Source organism: Allobosea sp. CS1GBMeth4 (assembly GCF_900185715.1).
Classification (GTDB): Bacteria; Pseudomonadota; Alphaproteobacteria; order Rhizobiales; family Beijerinckiaceae; genus Allobosea.
Map to the genome: position 1 here is coordinate 64990 of NZ_FYAS01000016.1, position 16889 is coordinate 81878.

General features: G+C 70.1%; 17 protein-coding genes. 9 read left to right on the plus strand and 8 right to left on the minus strand.

The genetic code is table 11. The features are described 5' to 3' along the window. Window positions 1-77: 77 nt before the first annotated feature. Window positions 78-1031 (plus strand): polyprenyl synthetase family protein, encoded by a 954-nt coding sequence (locus tag CS1GBM4_RS09195; RefSeq protein ID WP_186418406.1) that lies wholly within the window; start codon window positions 78-80, stop codon window positions 1029-1031. 108 nt (window positions 1032-1139) lie between these two features. Here CS1GBM4_RS09195 and CS1GBM4_RS09200 read toward each other — a convergent pair whose 3' ends face one another. The 3 genes from CS1GBM4_RS09200 to CS1GBM4_RS09210 all read right to left on the minus strand — a co-directional run bounded on the left by CS1GBM4_RS09200 (window position 1140) and on the right by CS1GBM4_RS09210 (window position 5180). Beyond that, window positions 1140-3125, minus strand: coding sequence for a potassium transporter Kup (locus tag CS1GBM4_RS09200; RefSeq protein WP_186418407.1), 1986 nt, complete (start codon window positions 3123-3125; stop codon window positions 1140-1142). A 169-nt stretch (window positions 3126-3294) separates the two neighbouring features. Next, window positions 3295-4572, minus strand: coding sequence for a flavodoxin-dependent (E)-4-hydroxy-3-methylbut-2-enyl-diphosphate synthase (gene ispG, locus CS1GBM4_RS09205; protein ID WP_186418408.1), 1278 nt, complete (start codon window positions 4570-4572; stop codon window positions 3295-3297). 71 nt (window positions 4573-4643) lie between these two features. Continuing rightward, the gene (locus CS1GBM4_RS09210) at window positions 4644-5180 is read right to left on the minus strand and encodes a transcriptional repressor (protein WP_186418409.1); all 537 of its coding nucleotides are present in this window, start codon (window positions 5178-5180) and stop codon (window positions 4644-4646) included. Window positions 5181-5298: 118 nt separating this feature from the next. Here CS1GBM4_RS09210 and CS1GBM4_RS09215 point away from each other — a divergent pair, with 118 nt between their 5' ends. From CS1GBM4_RS09215 to CS1GBM4_RS09225, 3 genes are all read left to right on the plus strand, one after another. After that, complete coding sequence (locus tag CS1GBM4_RS09215; protein ID WP_186418410.1) at window positions 5299-6084, plus strand: 3-hydroxybutyrate dehydrogenase; 786 nt, start codon at window positions 5299-5301, stop codon at window positions 6082-6084. Then, a complete protein-coding gene (locus tag CS1GBM4_RS09220; RefSeq protein WP_210201558.1) occupies window positions 6081-7148 on the plus strand; it encodes a patatin-like phospholipase family protein in 1068 nt (355 codons plus the stop codon). Before CS1GBM4_RS09215 ends, CS1GBM4_RS09220 begins: the two co-directional genes overlap by 4 nt. 145 nt (window positions 7149-7293) lie before the next feature. Continuing rightward, window positions 7294-7998, plus strand: a complete 705-nt coding sequence (locus CS1GBM4_RS09225; protein WP_186418411.1) for a L,D-transpeptidase — start codon at window positions 7294-7296, stop codon at window positions 7996-7998. Window positions 7999-8082: 84 nt separating this feature from the next. On the opposite strand, the gene CS1GBM4_RS09230 is transcribed toward CS1GBM4_RS09225, so the two are convergent. After that, window positions 8083-8742, minus strand: coding sequence for a methyltransferase (locus tag CS1GBM4_RS09230; RefSeq protein WP_186418645.1), 660 nt, complete (start codon window positions 8740-8742; stop codon window positions 8083-8085). 5 nt (window positions 8743-8747) lie between these two features. Continuing rightward, on the minus strand, window positions 8748-9902 hold the full coding sequence (locus CS1GBM4_RS09235) for a glycosyltransferase family 4 protein (RefSeq protein ID WP_244607143.1): 1155 nt from the start codon (window positions 9900-9902) through the stop codon (window positions 8748-8750). Window positions 9903-10044: 142 nt separating this feature from the next. On the opposite strand from CS1GBM4_RS09235, the gene CS1GBM4_RS09240 reads away from it, so the two are divergent. Then, the gene (locus CS1GBM4_RS09240; protein ID WP_186418413.1) at window positions 10045-11469 is read left to right on the plus strand and encodes a M20 family metallopeptidase; all 1425 of its coding nucleotides are present in this window, start codon (window positions 10045-10047) and stop codon (window positions 11467-11469) included. Between the two features lie 158 nt (window positions 11470-11627). Here the strand turns inward: CS1GBM4_RS09240 and CS1GBM4_RS09245 are convergent, their stop codons facing one another. Beyond that, the gene (locus tag CS1GBM4_RS09245) at window positions 11628-11933 is read right to left on the minus strand and encodes a hypothetical protein (RefSeq protein ID WP_186418414.1); all 306 of its coding nucleotides are present in this window, start codon (window positions 11931-11933) and stop codon (window positions 11628-11630) included. Between the two features lie 197 nt (window positions 11934-12130). On the opposite strand from CS1GBM4_RS09245, the gene CS1GBM4_RS09250 reads away from it, so the two are divergent. Then, window positions 12131-12658: a hypothetical protein gene (locus CS1GBM4_RS09250; protein ID WP_186418415.1), complete on the plus strand. Its 528-nt coding sequence runs from the start codon at window positions 12131-12133 to the stop codon at window positions 12656-12658. A 67-nt stretch (window positions 12659-12725) separates the two neighbouring features. Here the strand turns inward: CS1GBM4_RS09250 and CS1GBM4_RS09255 are convergent, their stop codons facing one another. After that, complete coding sequence (locus CS1GBM4_RS09255) at window positions 12726-13100, minus strand: DUF6481 family protein (protein ID WP_244607144.1); 375 nt, start codon at window positions 13098-13100, stop codon at window positions 12726-12728. Window positions 13101-13183: 83 nt separating this feature from the next. Next, window positions 13184-13447 (minus strand): 30S ribosomal protein S21, encoded by a 264-nt coding sequence (rpsU, locus tag CS1GBM4_RS09260; protein WP_186418646.1) that lies wholly within the window; start codon window positions 13445-13447, stop codon window positions 13184-13186. 302 nt (window positions 13448-13749) lie between these two features. Between rpsU and proB the strand changes: the two genes are divergently transcribed. The 3 genes from proB (at window position 13750) to CS1GBM4_RS09275 (ending at window position 16818) form a co-directional block, all read left to right on the plus strand. Further along, window positions 13750-14889 (plus strand): glutamate 5-kinase, encoded by a 1140-nt coding sequence (proB, locus tag CS1GBM4_RS09265; protein ID WP_186418416.1) that lies wholly within the window; start codon window positions 13750-13752, stop codon window positions 14887-14889. A 79-nt stretch (window positions 14890-14968) separates the two neighbouring features. Then, window positions 14969-16210: a glutamate-5-semialdehyde dehydrogenase gene (locus tag CS1GBM4_RS09270; RefSeq protein WP_186418647.1), complete on the plus strand. Its 1242-nt coding sequence runs from the start codon at window positions 14969-14971 to the stop codon at window positions 16208-16210. Continuing rightward, window positions 16207-16818, plus strand: a complete 612-nt coding sequence (locus tag CS1GBM4_RS09275; protein WP_244607145.1) for a nicotinate-nucleotide adenylyltransferase — start codon at window positions 16207-16209, stop codon at window positions 16816-16818. The genes CS1GBM4_RS09270 and CS1GBM4_RS09275 overlap by 4 nt, the downstream gene beginning before the upstream one ends. Window positions 16819-16889: the final 71 nt, after the last annotated feature.

The following is a 16889-nucleotide window of genomic DNA, read 5'->3' on the forward strand; positions in this document are numbered from 1 at the left end:
CCCCACGCTTGACGATCGTGGCCGCCTCCGGCAAGCCCCGCACGTTCAAGCCCGGCAAGCGAACGCGGGAGACGATGATGAGTTCCGGGGACCGGATCGCCCCCGCCGCGGCCTTGGCCGCGGCCCTGTCCGAGACGGCGGGGGCGATCGAGAGCCTGCTCGATCTGCTCTTGCGGGCCGAGCCGGAAGGCGGCGAGATCCATCGCCCGGCCCGCCTCCTCGCCGCGATGCGTCATGGCTCGCTCGGCGGCGGCAAGCGCCTGAGGCCGTTCCTGGTGGTGGAGACCGCCAGGCTCTTCGGCGTGCCGGCCGCGCAGGCGCTGCGCGCAGGCGCCGCCGTCGAGTGCGCGCACTGCTATTCGCTGATCCATGACGACCTGCCGGCCATGGACGACGACGATACCCGCCGCGGCCGGCCGACCGTACACCGGGCCTTCGACGAAGCGACCGCGATCCTCGCCGGCGACGGCCTGCTGACGCTCGCCTTCGACGTCATCGCCGACCCGCGCACCCATGCCGACGGCGAGACGCGCGCCGCGATCGTCCTCCTGCTCGCCCGCTCGCTCGGGCTCGGCGGCATGGTCGGCGGCCAGATGCTCGACCTCGCGGCCGAGGGGCGCTTTCCGGAGGATGGCGGGTCCGGGCGGCTCGGCGAATTCGAGATCCTGCGGCTGCAGGCGATGAAGACCGGCGCGCTCCTGGCCGGCAGCGTCGCGATCGGCGCCCGCCTCGGCCAGGCCGACCCGGCGCGGACGGCCGCGCTGGAGCGCTACGGCAAGGCGCTCGGCGCCGCCTTCCAGGTCGCCGACGACATCCTCGACGTCGAGGCCAGTCCCGAGCAGATGGGCAAGGCGACCGCCAAGGACGGGGCCAGGGGCAAGGCGACGCTCGTCGCGGCGCTCGGCCTGGAGGCAGCCAAGCGCGAGCGCGACCGGCTCAGCGGGGAGGCGATCGCGGCGCTCGACCTGTTCGGGCCGGAGGCGGCGCTGCTGCGCGCGGCGGCGCTGTTCACCGCGCAGCGCAAGAGCTGAAGACGCTCTACGTCATTGCGAGCGAAGCGAAGCAATCCAGGAGCGGCAGAACTCCACGTCCCCCTGGATTGCTTCGTCGCTGCGCTCCTCGCAATGACGGGATCGCCGTCAGACCGTGACCTGCGTGCCGACCTCGACGACGCGGCCGGTCGGGATCTGGAAGAAGCTGGTGGCGTCGGTCGCGCTCTTGGTCAGGCCGATATAGAGATTGTCCTGCCAGACCGGCATGCCCGATTGCGGCGACGGCTTGATCGAGCGGCGCGACAGGAAGAACGAGGTCGACATGATGTCGAACTTGAAGCCCTGCTTGCGCAGGATGGCGAGCCCTTTCGGCACGTTCGGGCTCTCCATGTAGCCGTAGATCATCTCGACGCGCCAGAAATCGTCGGTGATGCGCGAGAGCCTGACGCGCTCGCTCTCGGCGACGCGCGGAGTGTCCGCGGAACGCACGGTCAGGATGACGTTGCGCTCGTGCAGCACCTTGTTGTGCTTGAGGTTGTGCAGCAGCGAGGCCGGCGCCGTCTCCGGATCGCTGGTCAGGAACACCGCCATGCCCTTGACGCGATAGGGCGGGCTCTTGGTCAGCATCCCGACCAGCTCGAGCAGCGGCACGTCGGTCTTGCGGGTCTTGTCGAACAGGATCTGGGTACCGCGCACCCAGGTCCACATCAGCACGACCAGCGCCGCGGCGAACAGCACCGGCACATAGCCGCCGCTCGCCAGCTTCAGCAGATTCGCCGAGAAGAAGGCCACGTCGATCACGAGGAAGGGCAGCACCACCGCGATCGCCGCCGCCAGCCCCCAGCGCCAGCCCTTCCAGATCACGATGAAGGCGAGCAGGGAATCGACCACCATCGCCCCGAACACCGAGATGCCGTAGGCATGCGACAGGTTGGACGAGGTCTTGAATGTCCAGACCAGCAGCAGCACCGTCAGCAGCAGCAGCACGTTGATGCGCGGGATGTAGATCTGCCCGGACGTGTGCTCGGAGGTGTGCCGGATCTCGAGGCGCGGCAGCAGGCCGAGCTGGATCGCCTGCCGGGTCAGCGAATAGGCTCCGGTGATCACCGCCTGGCTCGCGATGATCGTCGCGACGGTGGCCAGGATGACGAGCGGCAGGATCAGCGCCGGTGGCGCCAGCTTGTAGAACGGATTGTCGATCGTGGTCGGATCCGCGAGGATCAGCGCGCCTTGGCCGAGATAGTTGAGCCAGAGCGCCGGGAAGACCAGGAATATCCAGGCGCTGCGGATGGGTCCGCGGCCGAAATGGCCCATATCGGCATAGAGCGCCTCGGCGCCGGTCACCGCCAGGCAGACGCTGCCGAGCACGGCGAGCGACAGGTGCGGATGGTCGAAGAAGAAGCGCACCCCGTAATAGGGGTTGATCGAGGCGAACACGCCGAGATCGTCGGCGATATGGTAGACGCCGAGCCCGGCGAGCGTCAGGAACCAGATCGTCATGACCGGACCGAAGAAATTGGCGACCTTGCCGGTGCCGCGGCTCTGCACCAGGAACAGCGCGATCAGGATCGCGGAAGCGATGGTGATGACGTAGTCGTCGAGCACCGGCGTCACCAGCTTCAGGCCCTCGACCGCCGAGAGCACCGAGATCGCCGGCGTGATCACCGCATCGCCGTAGAACAGCGCCGCGCCTGCCATGCCGAGGAAGAGCACGATGCCGCCACGCACCCGGCCCAGCGCGCGCTGCGCCAGGGCGACCAGGGTCAGCGTGCCGCCCTCGCCGTTATTGTCGGCCCGCAGCAGCACCACCACGTATTTCAGCGTCACCACGAAGACGAGCGACCACAGGATCAGCGAGAGCACGCCGATCACCGCCTCGCGCGGAAGCGGGCCGGTCAGCGCGACCTCGGCGCCGCCGCCATGTCCGCCGGCGGCCGCCCCGGTCGCGGCCAGGATCGTCTCGCGCAGCGCATAGAGCGGGCTGGTGCCGATGTCGCCATAGACGACGCCGAGGGCCCCCAGAGCCAGGGCGGCATAGCTGTGCGAGGAATGGCCGTTGCCGGCCGGCTCGTCGAGGCCGAGGCGATCCCCGTCCGCTTTCGAGGCCGGCGCATGCTGCTGGTCATGACCCATCAAGACGCTCCGCAGGTGCTGCGACGCAGCGAAAAGGCCGGGGCCTCTAGCACGGCATGTCTCGCAGGCAAAGACGCTAGAGCAAGTTCCGCGGGCGTGGGAGCCACTTTCATCGCGGTGCCCGCCTCAAAACGCCTGAACCGATTTAAAGGATGCGCAGGGGCGCTGCTCATTCCGCCGCGGCGGCGCGGGCACCATAGCGCCGCTCGACATAGGCCTCGACCATCGCCTTGAACTCGGCCGCGATGGCGGGCCCGCGCAAGGTCGCGACCTTCTTGCCGTCGACGAAGACCGGCGCGGTCGGAGCCTCGCCGGTCCCGGGCAGCGAGATGCCGATATCGGCATGCTTCGATTCGCCGGGTCCGTTGACGATGCAGCCCATCACCGCGACGTTCAGCGCCTCGACGCCGGCATAGCGCGTCTTCCACTCGGGCATGGAGGCGGCGATCCAGCTCTGGATGTCCATCGCCAGTTCCTGGAACACGGTCGAGGTCGTCCGTCCGCAGCCCGGGCAGGCCGCGACCAGCGGCACGAAGGCGCGGAAGCCCATGGTCTGCAGCAATTCCTGCGCCGCCTTGACCTCGAGCGTGCGGTCGCCGCCCGGCTCGGGCGTCAGCGAATAGCGGATCGTGTCGCCGATCCCGTCCTGCAGCAGCACGCCGAGCGCCGCCGAGGAGGCGACCAGCCCCTTCGAGCCCATGCCGGCCTCGGTCAGCCCGAGATGAATGGCGTAGTCGCCGCGCGCCGCCAGCATGCGGTAGACGGCGATCAGGTCCTGCACGCCCGAGACCTTGGCCGAGAGGATGATCCTGTCCCTGCCCAGCCCGATCTCTTCGGCGCGCTGCGCCGAGAGCAGGGCCGAGCGCACCATCGCCTCGCGCATCACCGCGCGCGCATCGAGCGGCCGCGCCGAGGCGGCGTTCACATCCATCAGCGCCGTCAGCAGTTCCTGGTCGAGCGAGCCCCAGTTCGCGCCGATGCGCACGCTCTTGCCGTGCCGGATCGCGAGCTCGACGATCTGGCCGAATTGCCGGTCCCGCTTGTCCTTGAAGCCGACATTGCCGGGATTGATCCGGTACTTCGCCAGCGCTTCGGCGCAGGCCGGATGGTCGCTCAGCAGCTTGTGGCCGATATAGTGGAAATCGCCGACCAGCGGCACGTCGATGCCGAGGATGTCCAGTCGCTCGCGGATATAAGGCACGGCGGCCGCCGCCTCGTCGCGGTCGACGGTGATCCGGACCAGCTCGGAGCCGGCCCGCGCCAGCGCCGCGACCTGCCCGACCGTCGCCGCGATATCGGCGGTGTCGGTGTTGGTCATCGATTGCACGACGATCGGCGCGCCCCCGCCGACCTGGACATGGCCGACCATGACCGGAACCGTGCGCTTGCGTGGCGCCGGCGCGGCGTCAGGTCCCTCGGGCAGGCAGGTCAGCGGCTGTTCGGTCATGTTCGGGTCCGGATACGGGCGGTCGGCGGTGCTGACGTAAGCGCGTCACGACATCAAGGCAATTCGATTGCCTATTGCCGGCTGCCGGCTGCCTCCTCACGGCAATGCTCGCAGCGGCCGACGATCTCGACCACCTGATAGGACGTCTCGAAGCGCCGCCCCTCGGCCATGCCCCGGATCGCCTGACGCATGGCGGGCGAGGAATCCTCATCGACCCCGCCGCACACCTCGCAGATCAGGAAGGCGACGGCCTCGTTGGCGCCATGGCCGTGCGGACAGGCGATGAAGGCGTTGCGCGAGCTCAGCCGGTGCACGAAGCCCTGCTCGACCAGGAAGTCGAGCGCCCGATAGATCGAGATCGGCGCCAGCCGGCGCCCGCCCGGCGGCGAGATCCGGTCGGCCAGGTCGTAGGCACCGACGGGCTTGTGGTCGGCATAGAGCGCCTCCAGCGCCTTGCGCCGGATCGGGGTCAGCCGCAGGCCCCGCTCGCGGCAGACCTTCTCGGCCCGGGCCAGGCCGGCGGCGGCGTGGCGGGAATGGTCGTGGGCATGCTGGCACAGGCCATGCGCATGGGCGTGACCATGCTCGTCGGGCTGCAATTTCGTCATGTTGCGTTGCAATAGCACATCGGGCACCTTCCGGCGACCCGCCGCGCCTGTTCCGACGCTGCGCCCGTCGCCCCAGCCAAGTTAAGCATTTCCCCGCCCAATGTCAGGAGCCGCTCCGATGTTCCTCAAAGACCGCACCGCGCTCGTCACCGGCTCGACCTCCGGCATCGGCCTCGCCTACGCCCGCGCCCTCGCCGCCGAGGGCGCCAATGTCGTGCTCAACGGCTTCGGCGAGCCGGATGCGATCGAGACCGAGCGCGCCGGGATCGAGAGGGAGTTCAAGGTCAAGGCGCGCTACTCCGCCGCCAACATGACGAGGCCCGACGAAATCGCTGCCATGGTCGCCGAAGCCGAGGCGGAGTTCGGCGCGATCGACATCCTCGTCAACAATGCCGGCATCCAGCATGTCGCCCCGGTCGACGAGTTCCCGATCGAGAAATGGGACCAGATCATCGCGATCAACCTGTCCTCCGCCTTCCACGCCACCCGCGCCGCCCTGCCGAAGATGAAGCAGAAGGGCTGGGGCCGGATCATCAACACGGCGAGCGCCCACGCCTTCGTCGCCTCGCCGTTCAAATCGGCCTATGTCGCGGCCAAGCACGGCATCGCCGGCTTCACCAAGACGGTGGCGCTCGAGGTCGCGACGAGGGGCATCACCGTGAACGCGATCGCGCCGGGCTATGTCTGGACGCCGCTGGTCGAGAAGCAGATCCCGGACACGATGAAGGCCCGCAACCTGACCAAGGAGCAGGTCGTCAACGACGTGCTGCTGCTCGCCCAGCCGACCAAGGAATTCGTCACCGTCGAGCAGGTCGCGGCGCTCGCCGTCTTCCTCTGCAGCGACGCCGCCAGGTCGATCACCGGCGCGACCCTGCCGATGGATGGTGGCTGGACCGCCGCGTGACCGGCCGCAAGCAGCGCACGGTCCCGCAGGTCAAGGGCCTGGCGGGACCGAAGGCCGAGAAATCGGTCAACCTCGCCCTCCAGGGCGGCGGCGCGCACGGCGCCTTCACCTGGGGCGTGCTCGACGCCATCCTCGCCGACGGGCGGATCGCGATCGAGGCGATCACCGGCGCCAGCGCCGGCGCGATGAACGCGGTGGTGCTGACCGAGGGCTGGCTCGACGGCGGCAGCGACGGCGCCCGCGCGGCGCTGGAGAATTTCTGGCGCCGGATCAGCGTCGACGGCAAATATGGCGGCTCGGAGCGCTCGCTGCTCGACACCATGCTCGGCGCCTGGGGCAACGGCCATCCGCCGGGCCTGATCTGGTTCGAGCTCCTGTCGAAGGTGGCGAGCCCCTATGACGTCAACCCGCTCAACATCAATCCGCTGCGCGGCGTGATCGCCGACCTGATCGACTTCGACAAGGTCCGCGGCTGCGCCGACGTCAACCTGTTCATCTCGGCGACCAATGTCCGCACCGGCAAGATCAGGATCTTCACCCGCCAGGAGCTGAGCGCCGACCACCTGATGGCCTCGGCCTGCCTGCCGATGGTGTTCCAGGCGGTCGAGATCGCCGGCGAGGCCTATTGGGACGGCGGCTACATGGGCAATCCGCCGCTCTTCCCGCTGTTCTACGAGTCGAGCTGCGACGATGTCCTGCTGGTGCAGATCAACCCGCTCGAACGCCGGGAATTGCCGACCAACGCGAGGGCGATCCAGGACCGGCTCAACGAGATCACCTTCAACGCCTCGCTGCTGCGCGAGCTGCGCGCCGTCGACTTCGTCACCCGCCTGATCGACGACGGCAAGCTCTCGACGAGCGACTACAAGCGCGTCCTGATGCATCGCATCGACGGCGGCCTGCCGCTGGCGCAGCTCACCTCCTCCTCGCGCCTCAACTCGGAATGGAATTTCCTGCTCGGCCTGCGCGACATGGGCCGCGTCGCGGCCAAGCGCTGGCTCAAGCGCAATTACGCCGCCATCGGCGTGCAGGGGACGCTGGATCTGAAGGAGGCGATCTCGTAAGGCGGAAGCAGGCGGGCTTGTCCCGCACAGGCTAGGCCCGAGCTTGCCAGCCGCGACATGCGACGGCAATCTCGGCCCTCACGGTTCAGCAATGTATGCCGGAGCATTCTCTCGTCGGGCAGCAGGACAAGGGAAGTCCAGGAACATGATCATCGACGACGAGAATGCCGGTCGCGGCAGGATGGATGGGATCGCCCCGCTCGGGCGCCGGGCGCAGCTCAGCCGCCGCTCGTTCCTGGCCGGCTCGGCCGCCGGTCTCGGCGCGCTCGGGCTCGGCGGCTGCACGACCGACGGCATGAGCCTCGCCGAGGCGCAGAAGCTCTACGGGCCGGTGCCCGAGGAGAAGTTCCCGATCCCGGCGATCGACGTCAGCAAGGTCGATCCGAAATACTTCCGTCGCAAGGTCGCCTACGACACCAAGGAAGCGCCCGGCACGATCATCGTCGACCCCGGCAATTACTATGTCTACCGCGTCGAGGGTGACGGCACCGCGACCCGCTACGGCGCCAATGTCGGCCGCGACGGCTTCCGCTGGAACGGCGACGCCTATGTCGGGCGCAAATCCGAATGGGCGACCTGGACGCCGCCCAAGGAGATGATCAAGCGCCAGCCGGAAGCCGCCAAATACGCCCGCGGCATGCCCGGCGGCCTCGACAATCCGCTCGGCGCGCGCACGCTGCATCTCTACCAGAACGGCGCCTATACGCTCTACACGATCTACGCCTCGCTCGACGCCGAATCGATCGGAAACGGCATCACCAGCGGCTGCATCGGCCTGCTCACGCAGGACATGCTGCACCTCTACGACCAGACGCCGGTCAAGACCAAGGTGGTGGTGCTGCCGGCCTGAGGCTGCGCCTGAAGACGCTGAACCGGCGCTGGACGAGCGCGAGCAACCCTCTTCTGAAAGGAGAGGGTTGTCGGGCTCCCTCGCTCAATCTCGCATCGCCAGCCGCCACACCGAACTCTTCTTGATCTCGGAATCCTCCAACGCCCGCGTCACCGGCACCTGATAGGTCGCGACCTCGGCGAGCCTGTCCCTAGGCAGATAGCTGCGGCCGGGGTCGCCGATCAGCACGGTCGCGCCACGCCGCGACAGCCCCGAGAGCCAGTCGATGACCCGCGCTGCCAGCTCGCGCTCATAGCAGATGTCGCCGGCGAGGATGACGTCCCAGCCCTGGTCGAGGCCGAGGAGATCCTCGAGCCGGGCTTCGACGGCAACCCCGTTCGCCTGCGCATTGAGCCCGATCGCCGCGGCGGCGAAGGCGTCGATATCGGCCGCGATCACCTCTGCCGCGCCGGCCCTGGCTGCGGCGACGGCGACCAGGCCGGAGCCGCTGGCGAAATCGAGGACGCGGCGGCCGCGCACGACCTCCGGATGGTCGAGGACATAGCGCGCCAGCGCCTGCCCGCCGGCCCAGGCGAAGGCCCAGAACGGCGGCGGCAGGCCGATCGTCGCCAGTTCCTCCTCGGTCTTGTGCCAGAGCTCGGTCGCCTCCTCGGCGACGTGGAGCGAAATCTCCGGCGTATGCGGCACCGGCAGGAGCCGCGTATGGGCCCGAATGAAGGCGAGCCGGTCCAGCCTGGCATCCACCGCGCTCACGCGACCAGGTCCGCCTGGCGCTGCCCGAGCAGGGAGCGGTAGAGGCCCTTCACCCCGTCCATCACGTCGCGCTCGGTATAGCCGGCGAGCAGGCGCTCGCGCGCGCTCGCGCCCATGCGCTCGACCCGTCCCGGCGAGGCCGCCAGGGTCACCAGCGCCTGCGCCAAGGCCGCGATGTCGTTCGCCGGGACGACGAAGCCGTCCTGCCCGGTGCGGACGAAGGAGCGGCAGCCCGGCACGTCTGTGGTCAGCAGCGCCCGGCCGCAGGCGGCGCCCTCCAGCAGGGTGCGCGGCAGGCCCTCGCCGCCGCGTGAGGGCAGGCAGCAGACATGGTGCCCCCGCCAGACGCCCTCGATGTCCCGCGTCGGCCCGGCCCAACTGATCCCCGGCCGCGCCGACCATTCCCGCAAGGTCGCCTCCGGCACCGCCTTGGGATTGGACGGGTCGGGCGCGCCATGCAGCGTCAGCTCGACGCGTGCGCCCTGCCTGCGCGCCAGGCTCACCGCCTCGACCGCGAGGTCGATCCCCTTCGACCAGAGCATGCGGGCGACGAGCGCGACCTTGAGCGGCGGCTGCGGCGGCATCGGCTCGGGCATCAGGATCAACGGGTCGACCCCGGCGCCGCCGACGATCGCGACCTTGGTCTCGTCGGACGGATCGAGCCCGAGCGTGACCGGATCGTCCGGATTTTCGAACAGGAAGCGCACCAGCGGCCCGTCGATCGCCTCGCGCAGCCAGAGCCTGGCGGCGAGCCGCGCCGCCTCGGCGACGGCGCCCTCGCGCGCGCCGAGGAAACCGAGCCCGGTCAAGGCGTAGACCCGGCGCTCGACCCCGGCGAGGCGGCCGGCCAGGCCGGCGAGCGCGATCGGCTTGAGCGCGATGCAATGCAGGATATCGGGCTTTTCGCGCTCGATCAGCCGCTTCAGCGCCATCACTTGCCGAAGGAGCGCGACCGGCGAGAGCGAGCGCCGCTCCGCTTCGAGCGGGATCAGCCGCGCGCCTGTCGCCTCGATGACGCGGCGGTGGCTGCGCTCGCGCGCGATCACCGCGACATCGAGCCCTATTTCGCCGGCAGCTCGCGCCATCGGCAGGAAGTGGGAGGCGAAGAACCAGTCCTCGGTGGCGACGAAAAGCAGCTTCTGGCGGGCCATGGCGCGCATCAGGCCGATGCCGCGCCGAAAAGCAAGCGCATAAGCGGGCCGGGAGGCAGAGCTGCCATGCCCTGCGGTTGCTGGACGCATGGCCCCGCGCTTGCCAGAAAGGGCCCGGACTTCCCCTCCAGCGAGACGAAACATGGACAATCGCAACGACCTCTGGCGTCACGTCGACGCCAGCAAGCAGCGCTTCATCGAACTCAGCGACCGGGTCTGGGCCATTCCCGAGGTCTGCTACACCGAGAAGCGCTCGGTCGCCGAGCATGTCGCCGAGCTCCGCCACCAGGGCTTCCGCGTCACCGAGAACGTCGCCGACATCCCGACTGCGGTGATCGGCGAGGCCGGCGAGGGCGGCCCGGTCATCGCCTTCCTCGGCGAATACGACGCGCTGCCCGGCCTCAGCCAGGAATCGGGCGTCGCCGAGCATCGCGCCATCGAGGCCGGCGGCCACGGCCATGGCTGCGGCCACAACCTGCTCGGCTCGGCCGCCCTGCTCGCGGCGACGGCGATGAAGAACTGGCTCGCCGAGAACAAGCTGCCCGGCCGCGTCCGCTATTACGGCTGCCCGGCCGAGGAAGGCGGCGCCGCCAAGGCCTTCATGGTCCGCGCCGGCGCTTTCGAGGATGCCGACATCGCGATCTCCTGGCATCCGAGCAGCTTCTGGGAGGTGACCCCGCCGCTCTCGCTCGCCAACACCCGCGCCGACTTCGTCTTCACCGGCCGGGCCTCGCATGCCGCGGCCTCGCCCGAGCTCGGGCGCAGCGCGCTCGACGCCGTCGAACTGATGAATGTCGGCGTCAACTACATGCGCGAGCACATGCCGAGCGATGCGCGCGTCCATTACGCCCTGCTCGACACCGGCGGCATCGCCCCCAATGTCGTCCAGGCCCATGCCCGCGTGCGCTATTCGATCCGCGCCCGCGACCTGCCCGGCATGCTCGAGCTGGTCGGCCGCGTCAAGAAGATCGCCGAGGGCGCGGCCTTGATGACCGAGACGACGATGGAGATGAAGATCGTCAGCGCCGTCTCCAACGTCGTCGGCAACGGCCCGCTGGAACAGGCGCTGCAGGGCATCATGGAGGAGCTCGGCCCGCCGCATTTCGACGAGGCCGACAGGGAGTTCGCCCGCAAGATCCGCGCGACCCTGTCGCAGAAGGACATCGACGCCGTCTGGCGCGCGATCGGCGTGCCGAAGACCGAGGCCGAGCTCGCCGATTTTACCGTGCCGCTCGATTCGCCGCGCAATCCGGCGATCGGCTCGACCGATGTCGGCGATGTCAGCTGGGTCGTCCCGACCGTGCAGGCGCATGCGCCGACCGTCGCGATCGGTACCCCCTTCCACACCTGGCAGGTCGTGGCGCAGGGCAAGATGCCGGCGGCGCACAAGGCGATGGTCCAGGTCGCCAAGGCGATGGCGGCGACCGGGGCCGCCGTGCTGACCGATCCGGCGCTGATGGCGGCGGCGAAGGCCGACTTCCAGAAGCGCGTCGCCGCCGATGGCGGCTACACCTCGCCGATCCCCGCCGAGGTGAAGCCGCCGCTGACCATGTCGACCGGCGGCTGATTCCGCCGCGAAAGCTCCATCGTCGTTCCGGGCCGGGCGCCTTTGGCCTGCCCCGGAACGACGGCGCAGCGCGTTTCCAGCGCGACGGGCATGAAAAGGGCCCGCCGGACGGACCGGCGGGCCAGGATGTCGGGCCGGGGAGGAGGCCCTGGGGAAGCTCAGTAATAGGTACGGCAGACGCGGCGTGTACCGATGACCTCGCCGTAATAATTGACGCGGTCGACGAGGTGGCAGCGGCGGACAGGGCCGTAGGCCGGCACATAGCCGTCGTCATAATAGCCATAGGCCGGGCCGCTGGCGGCGCCGGCCGCGAGGGCGCCGAGGGCCAGGGCCCCGACCACGCCGGCGCCGATCGCGGCACCACGGTAATAGCGCGGACGCGCCTCGGCATCGGCGGCGAAGACGGACACGCCGAGCGTGAGGGCGGCGACGGCAGCGGCGAGGCTCTTCTTGGTGCGGGTCATGTTCGTTCCTCCGATTGGGTAGCCGGGTGGCGAACGGCTCGCCATGCCCGGGCCTTGTCGGCTGCAGGAGCGGAATCGCGCATTCGCCTAAAAAAGCCGCGAAATGCCGCGAGGTTCCATCGGGAGCACCGTGCGGCGGCTTGCCGATCCGCGCCGGATGTCGTCGGATCGCCCGTCCCGAGCGGAGAACCAACGCCATGAGAATCGCACGGCTCGCTCTCGCCATCGGCTTCGCCGCTTTGCTCGCGGCCCCCCTGCGGGCCGGGCAATGGGCGAGCAGCTACACCACCCATGATTATGCGAAATGCCGCAAGGACAGGGGCGATGGCGATCCGGTGGCGGTGCATCGCTGCGCCGGCAAGGCGGGCATCGCGGTGGTCTGGACGGCCGACGACGACGCCTCGGCCGTCGGCTTCGGTCCGAACCCGGCCGAGGAGGCCATTCTGCCCGACATTGGCTTCTTCGAGGCCGGCAGGACGATCGAATGGCGTGGCCCGAAAGGCGGCCGTCCGCAGGCGGCGATCCTGCGCTATGCGACGGGCCGCAGCGTCGGCAGGCTCGACGGCGCCCGGCTCGTCGTCTACCGCCTCGATGCCGGCGGCCATTCCTGCATCATCGGCAGCGTCGATGCCCGCAAGCCGGCCGCCAATGCGGCGGCACGGCGGCTGGCCGACGAGAGAGGCCCGTCGTTCCGCTGCGGCCAGGACAGCCGCTCCGACCGCTAGACCGCCGCAAATAAAAAGCGCCGCGGAGACGCGGCGCTTCCTGCAGGACAGGGGTTCGGAGCGGCGCTCAGCGGCGCTTACCGGCGACCCGCATTTCCATGTACTGGACGGCTTCGAGCAGGACGCGACGCGGCCGCTCGGCATCGCGCTTGGCCTGCTCGGCCTTGCGCAGCGCCTCGCGCTCGGCCTCGGCCTGGCGCTCGGCCTCCTCGCGGGCTGCCCGCTCGAGGGCAGCGATGCGCTCGGCCTCCTGACGCTCCGCCTCCTTCTTGGCCTCGCGCTCGGCGCGGGCCGCAGCGATGGCCTCACGCTCGGCCCGACGCTGCATCATCACCGGATCGTCCGGCCCGGGACGCGCCTTGAAGCGCTCGAGCAGGGCCTTCTTCGCGTTGGCGGAGTTGGCTTGGCGATCGGTGAAATGGCGGTCGTTCGGGTTCTTCAAGGTGGGCCTTCTCGGGGTTACGCGGGCAAGGATGCCGCTCGCATGCTGCGCTTACGGCAACTCGCGAGGTTTTTGTACTGAAATCAGCGCTGGGCCGCTGCGCCGGCAGCGCGGGGCTTGATCGCCTTCGGCTTCGGCGCGGCGATCAGTCCTTCGCGCTGCGCCTGCTTGCGGGCGAGCTTGCGGGCGCGGCGGACAGCCTCGGCCTTCTCGCGGGCGCGCTGCTCGGACGGCTTCTCATAGGAGGCGCGGCGCTTCATCTCGCGGAACACGCCTTCGCGCTGCAATTTTTTCTTCAGAACGCGAATGGCCTGATCGACATTGTTGTCGCGCACGAGAACCTGCATCCGTTTCTCCAGCTCGCAGGATGTGAAGGAAAAAGGGTCAGGCGCAGCCCGACCCTTTGGGATTTGCGCGTCGCGGTACCAGAAATCGGCGGCGAGCGCCACCCCCTATCTATCCTCTCATGCGCATGGCCAACCCGCGGCAGGCAGCCTTAGGGGCTCGCGCCGCCCCCGTCGCGCCGGGCGCCGGCCCGAAATCCCGGTGCAGTGGCGCAATGCGCCCACGCTGCTTTACAATGCCGGCAATTTAGCCAAGGAACGGCGACGGGCGTCATTCCGCCCACCGAGAAGCCCGGTCCTGCCCCGTGAACCTGCCCGCCCTCGATCAGTTCCGTCGCATCGTCGTCAAGGTCGGCTCCTCGCTGCTCGTCGACCGGGCGCAGGGACGCCTGCGCCATGCCTGGCTCGCCGCGCTCGCCGAGGATCTGGCGGAGCTGCACGGCCGCGGCGCCGATGTGCTCGTCGTCTCCTCCGGTGCGATCGCGCTCGGCCGCACCGTCCTGAAGCTGCCGGCCGGCCCGCTCAGGCTCGAGGAAAGCCAGGCCTCCGCCGCGGTCGGCCAGATCGCGCTCGCCCGCAACTGGTCCGAGGCGCTCGGCCATCACGGCCTCAACGCCGGCCAGATCCTCCTGACTCTCGCCGACACCGAGGAGCGCCGGCGCTATCTCAACGCCCGCGCGACGCTGGGCCGCCTGCTCGACCTGCGCGCGGTTCCGGTGATCAACGAGAACGACACCGTCGCCACCTCCGAGATCCGCTATGGCGACAACGACCGGCTCGCCGCACGCGTGGCCACCATGGCCGGCGCCGACCTCCTGGTGCTGTTCTCGGACATTGACGGGCTCTACACCGCCCCGCCCCTGTCCGACCCGGACGCGCGGCACATCCCGGTCGTCCCGGCGATCTCGCCCGCGATCGAAGCGATGGCCGGCGGCGCCGCCTCGGAGCTCTCGCGCGGCGGCATGCGGACCAAGATCGAGGCCGGCAAGATCGCCACCGCCGGCGGCGCCCACATGCTGATCGCCGACGGGCGCGCCAAGAATCCGCTGCGGGCCGTCGCGGAGGGCGCCCGCTGCTCCTGGTTCCTCAGCGCCTCGACGCCCGCGACAGCGCGCAAGACCTGGATCGCCGGCTCGCTCGAGCCGCGCGGCACGCTCCATGTCGACGACGGCGCCGCGCGGGCGCTGCGCGGCGGCGCCAGCCTGCTGCCGGTCGGGGTGACCCGGGTCGAGGGCGCCTTCAGCCGCGGCGACGCGGTCGTGATCCGTGCCGGCGACGGCAGCGAGCTCGGTCGCGGCCTCGTCGCCTATGACGCGGACGAGGCGGCGCGCGTGCTCGGCAAGGCCTCGCGCGAGATCGAGACGGTGCTCGGCTACCCCGGCCGCGCCGAGATGATTCACCGGGACGACATGGCGCTGCGCCTCGGCTACGATCCGGGCCCGTGAGTGAGCTTCAGGAATGACCGACAAGAGCGCCAGGCGCGTCCCAGCGCCCGACAATGAGAACGGCGACATCGCCGCGCTGATGAGCGGGCTCGGCCGGAGCGCCCGTGCCGCGGCGCGTCAGGTCGGTACGGCGCCGGCCGCGCAGCGCGACCGCGCGCTGCTTGCGATGGCTGTCGCCTTGCGCGAGCGCGCGCCCGCCATCCTCGCCGCCAACCGGCAGGATCTCGCCGACGCACGCGCCGCCGGCCTCGCCGCCTCCCTCATCGACCGGCTCGCTCTCGACGAGGCCCGCCTGGAGGCGATCGCCCGGGCCGTCGCCGACATCGCCGCCCTGCCCGACCCGGTCGGGCGCGTGCTGGCGAGCTGGACGCAGCCCAACGGCCTCCTCTTCGAGCGCGTCGCCACCCCGCTCGGCGTCATCGCCGTGATCTTCGAGAGCCGCCCCAACGTCACCGCCGATGCCGGCGCGCTTTGCCTGAAGAGCGGCAATGTCGCGATCCTGCGCGCCGGCTCCGACAGCTTCCGCAGTGCCGGCGAGATCGCCGCCGCCATGCAGGACGGACTCGCCGAAGCCGGCCTGCCGCGCGCGGCGATCCAGCTCGTGCCGAGCCGCGACCGGGCCGCCGTCGGCGAGATCCTGAAAGGGCTCGGCGGCGCCGTCGACGTCGTCGTCCCGCGCGGCGGCAAGGGGCTGGTGGCCCGGGTGCAGGCGGAGGCGCGCGTGCCGGTCTTCGCCCATCTCGACGGCAACAACCATGTCTATGTCCACGGCGCGGCCGATCTCGCCATGGCGCGCGCGATCCTGCTCAACGCCAAGCTCCGCCGTACCGGCGTCTGCGGCGCGGCGGAGACCCTGCTGGTCGACGCCGCCTGCGCCGCGACGCATCTGAAGCCCCTGGTCGCCGCCCTGCTCGACGAAGGCTGCGCCGTGCGCGGCGACGCGGCGACGCTGGCCGTCGACCCCCGCGTCACCCCGGCGAGCGAGGACGACTGGCGCGCCGAATATCTCGACCGCATCATCGCGGCGAAGGTCGTCGCCGGCCTCGATGCCGCGATCGCGCATATCGAGACCTATGGCTCGCACCATACCGACGCGATCGTGACCGACGACGGGACGGCGGCGGCCCGCTTCCTGGCGGAAGTCGATTCGGCCATCGTGCTGCACAACGCCTCGACGCAGTTCGCCGATGGCGGCGAATTCGGCTTCGGCGCGGAGATCGGCATCGCCACCGGGCGCATGCACGCGCGGGGGCCCGTCGGGGTCGAGCAGCTCTGCTCGTTCAAGTACCGGGTCCACGGCCGGGGCCAGGTCCGCCCGTGAGCGCCGAGGAGCTGCGCCTGCCGCCGCACGCCCCCGGTCTGCGCATCGGGCTGTTCGGCGGCACCTTCAACCCGGCCCATGACGGCCACCGCATGGCGAGCCTGACCGCGCTGCGCCGGCTCCAGCTCGACCGGGTCTGGTGGCTGGTCACCCCCGGCAACCCGCTGAAGGACAACCAGGCCCTGCCGCCGCTCGCCCAGCGCGTCGCGACGGCCCGCGCGCTCGCCGACCACGGCCATATCCACGTCACCGGCATCGAGGCGACGCTGCGCACCCGTTACACCGCCGACACCTTGCGCCAGCTGATGCGGCGTTGTCCGGGCGTGCGCTTCGTCTGGGTCATGGGCTCTGACAATCTCGCGAGCTTCCACCGCTGGAACGAATGGCGCACCATCGCGAGGATGATGCCGATCGCGGTGATCGACCGCCCGGGCTCGACGCATCGCTCGATCGCCTCGCCCGCCGCCAACTGGATGGCGCGCTGGCGGCTGCCTGAGAACCAGGGAGCGGCTCTGCCAGTGCGAACTCCGCCGGCCTGGATCTTCCTGCACGGGCGACGGTCGGACCTGTCCTCGACCTATCTGCGCGAGCGCGCCGAAACCAATTGAATTCGGCCCTTCCGGCGCCTAAATTAGCGAGGTCGCGCCCTGAGCGCGTCGTCACGTGAGGATACGGCTCT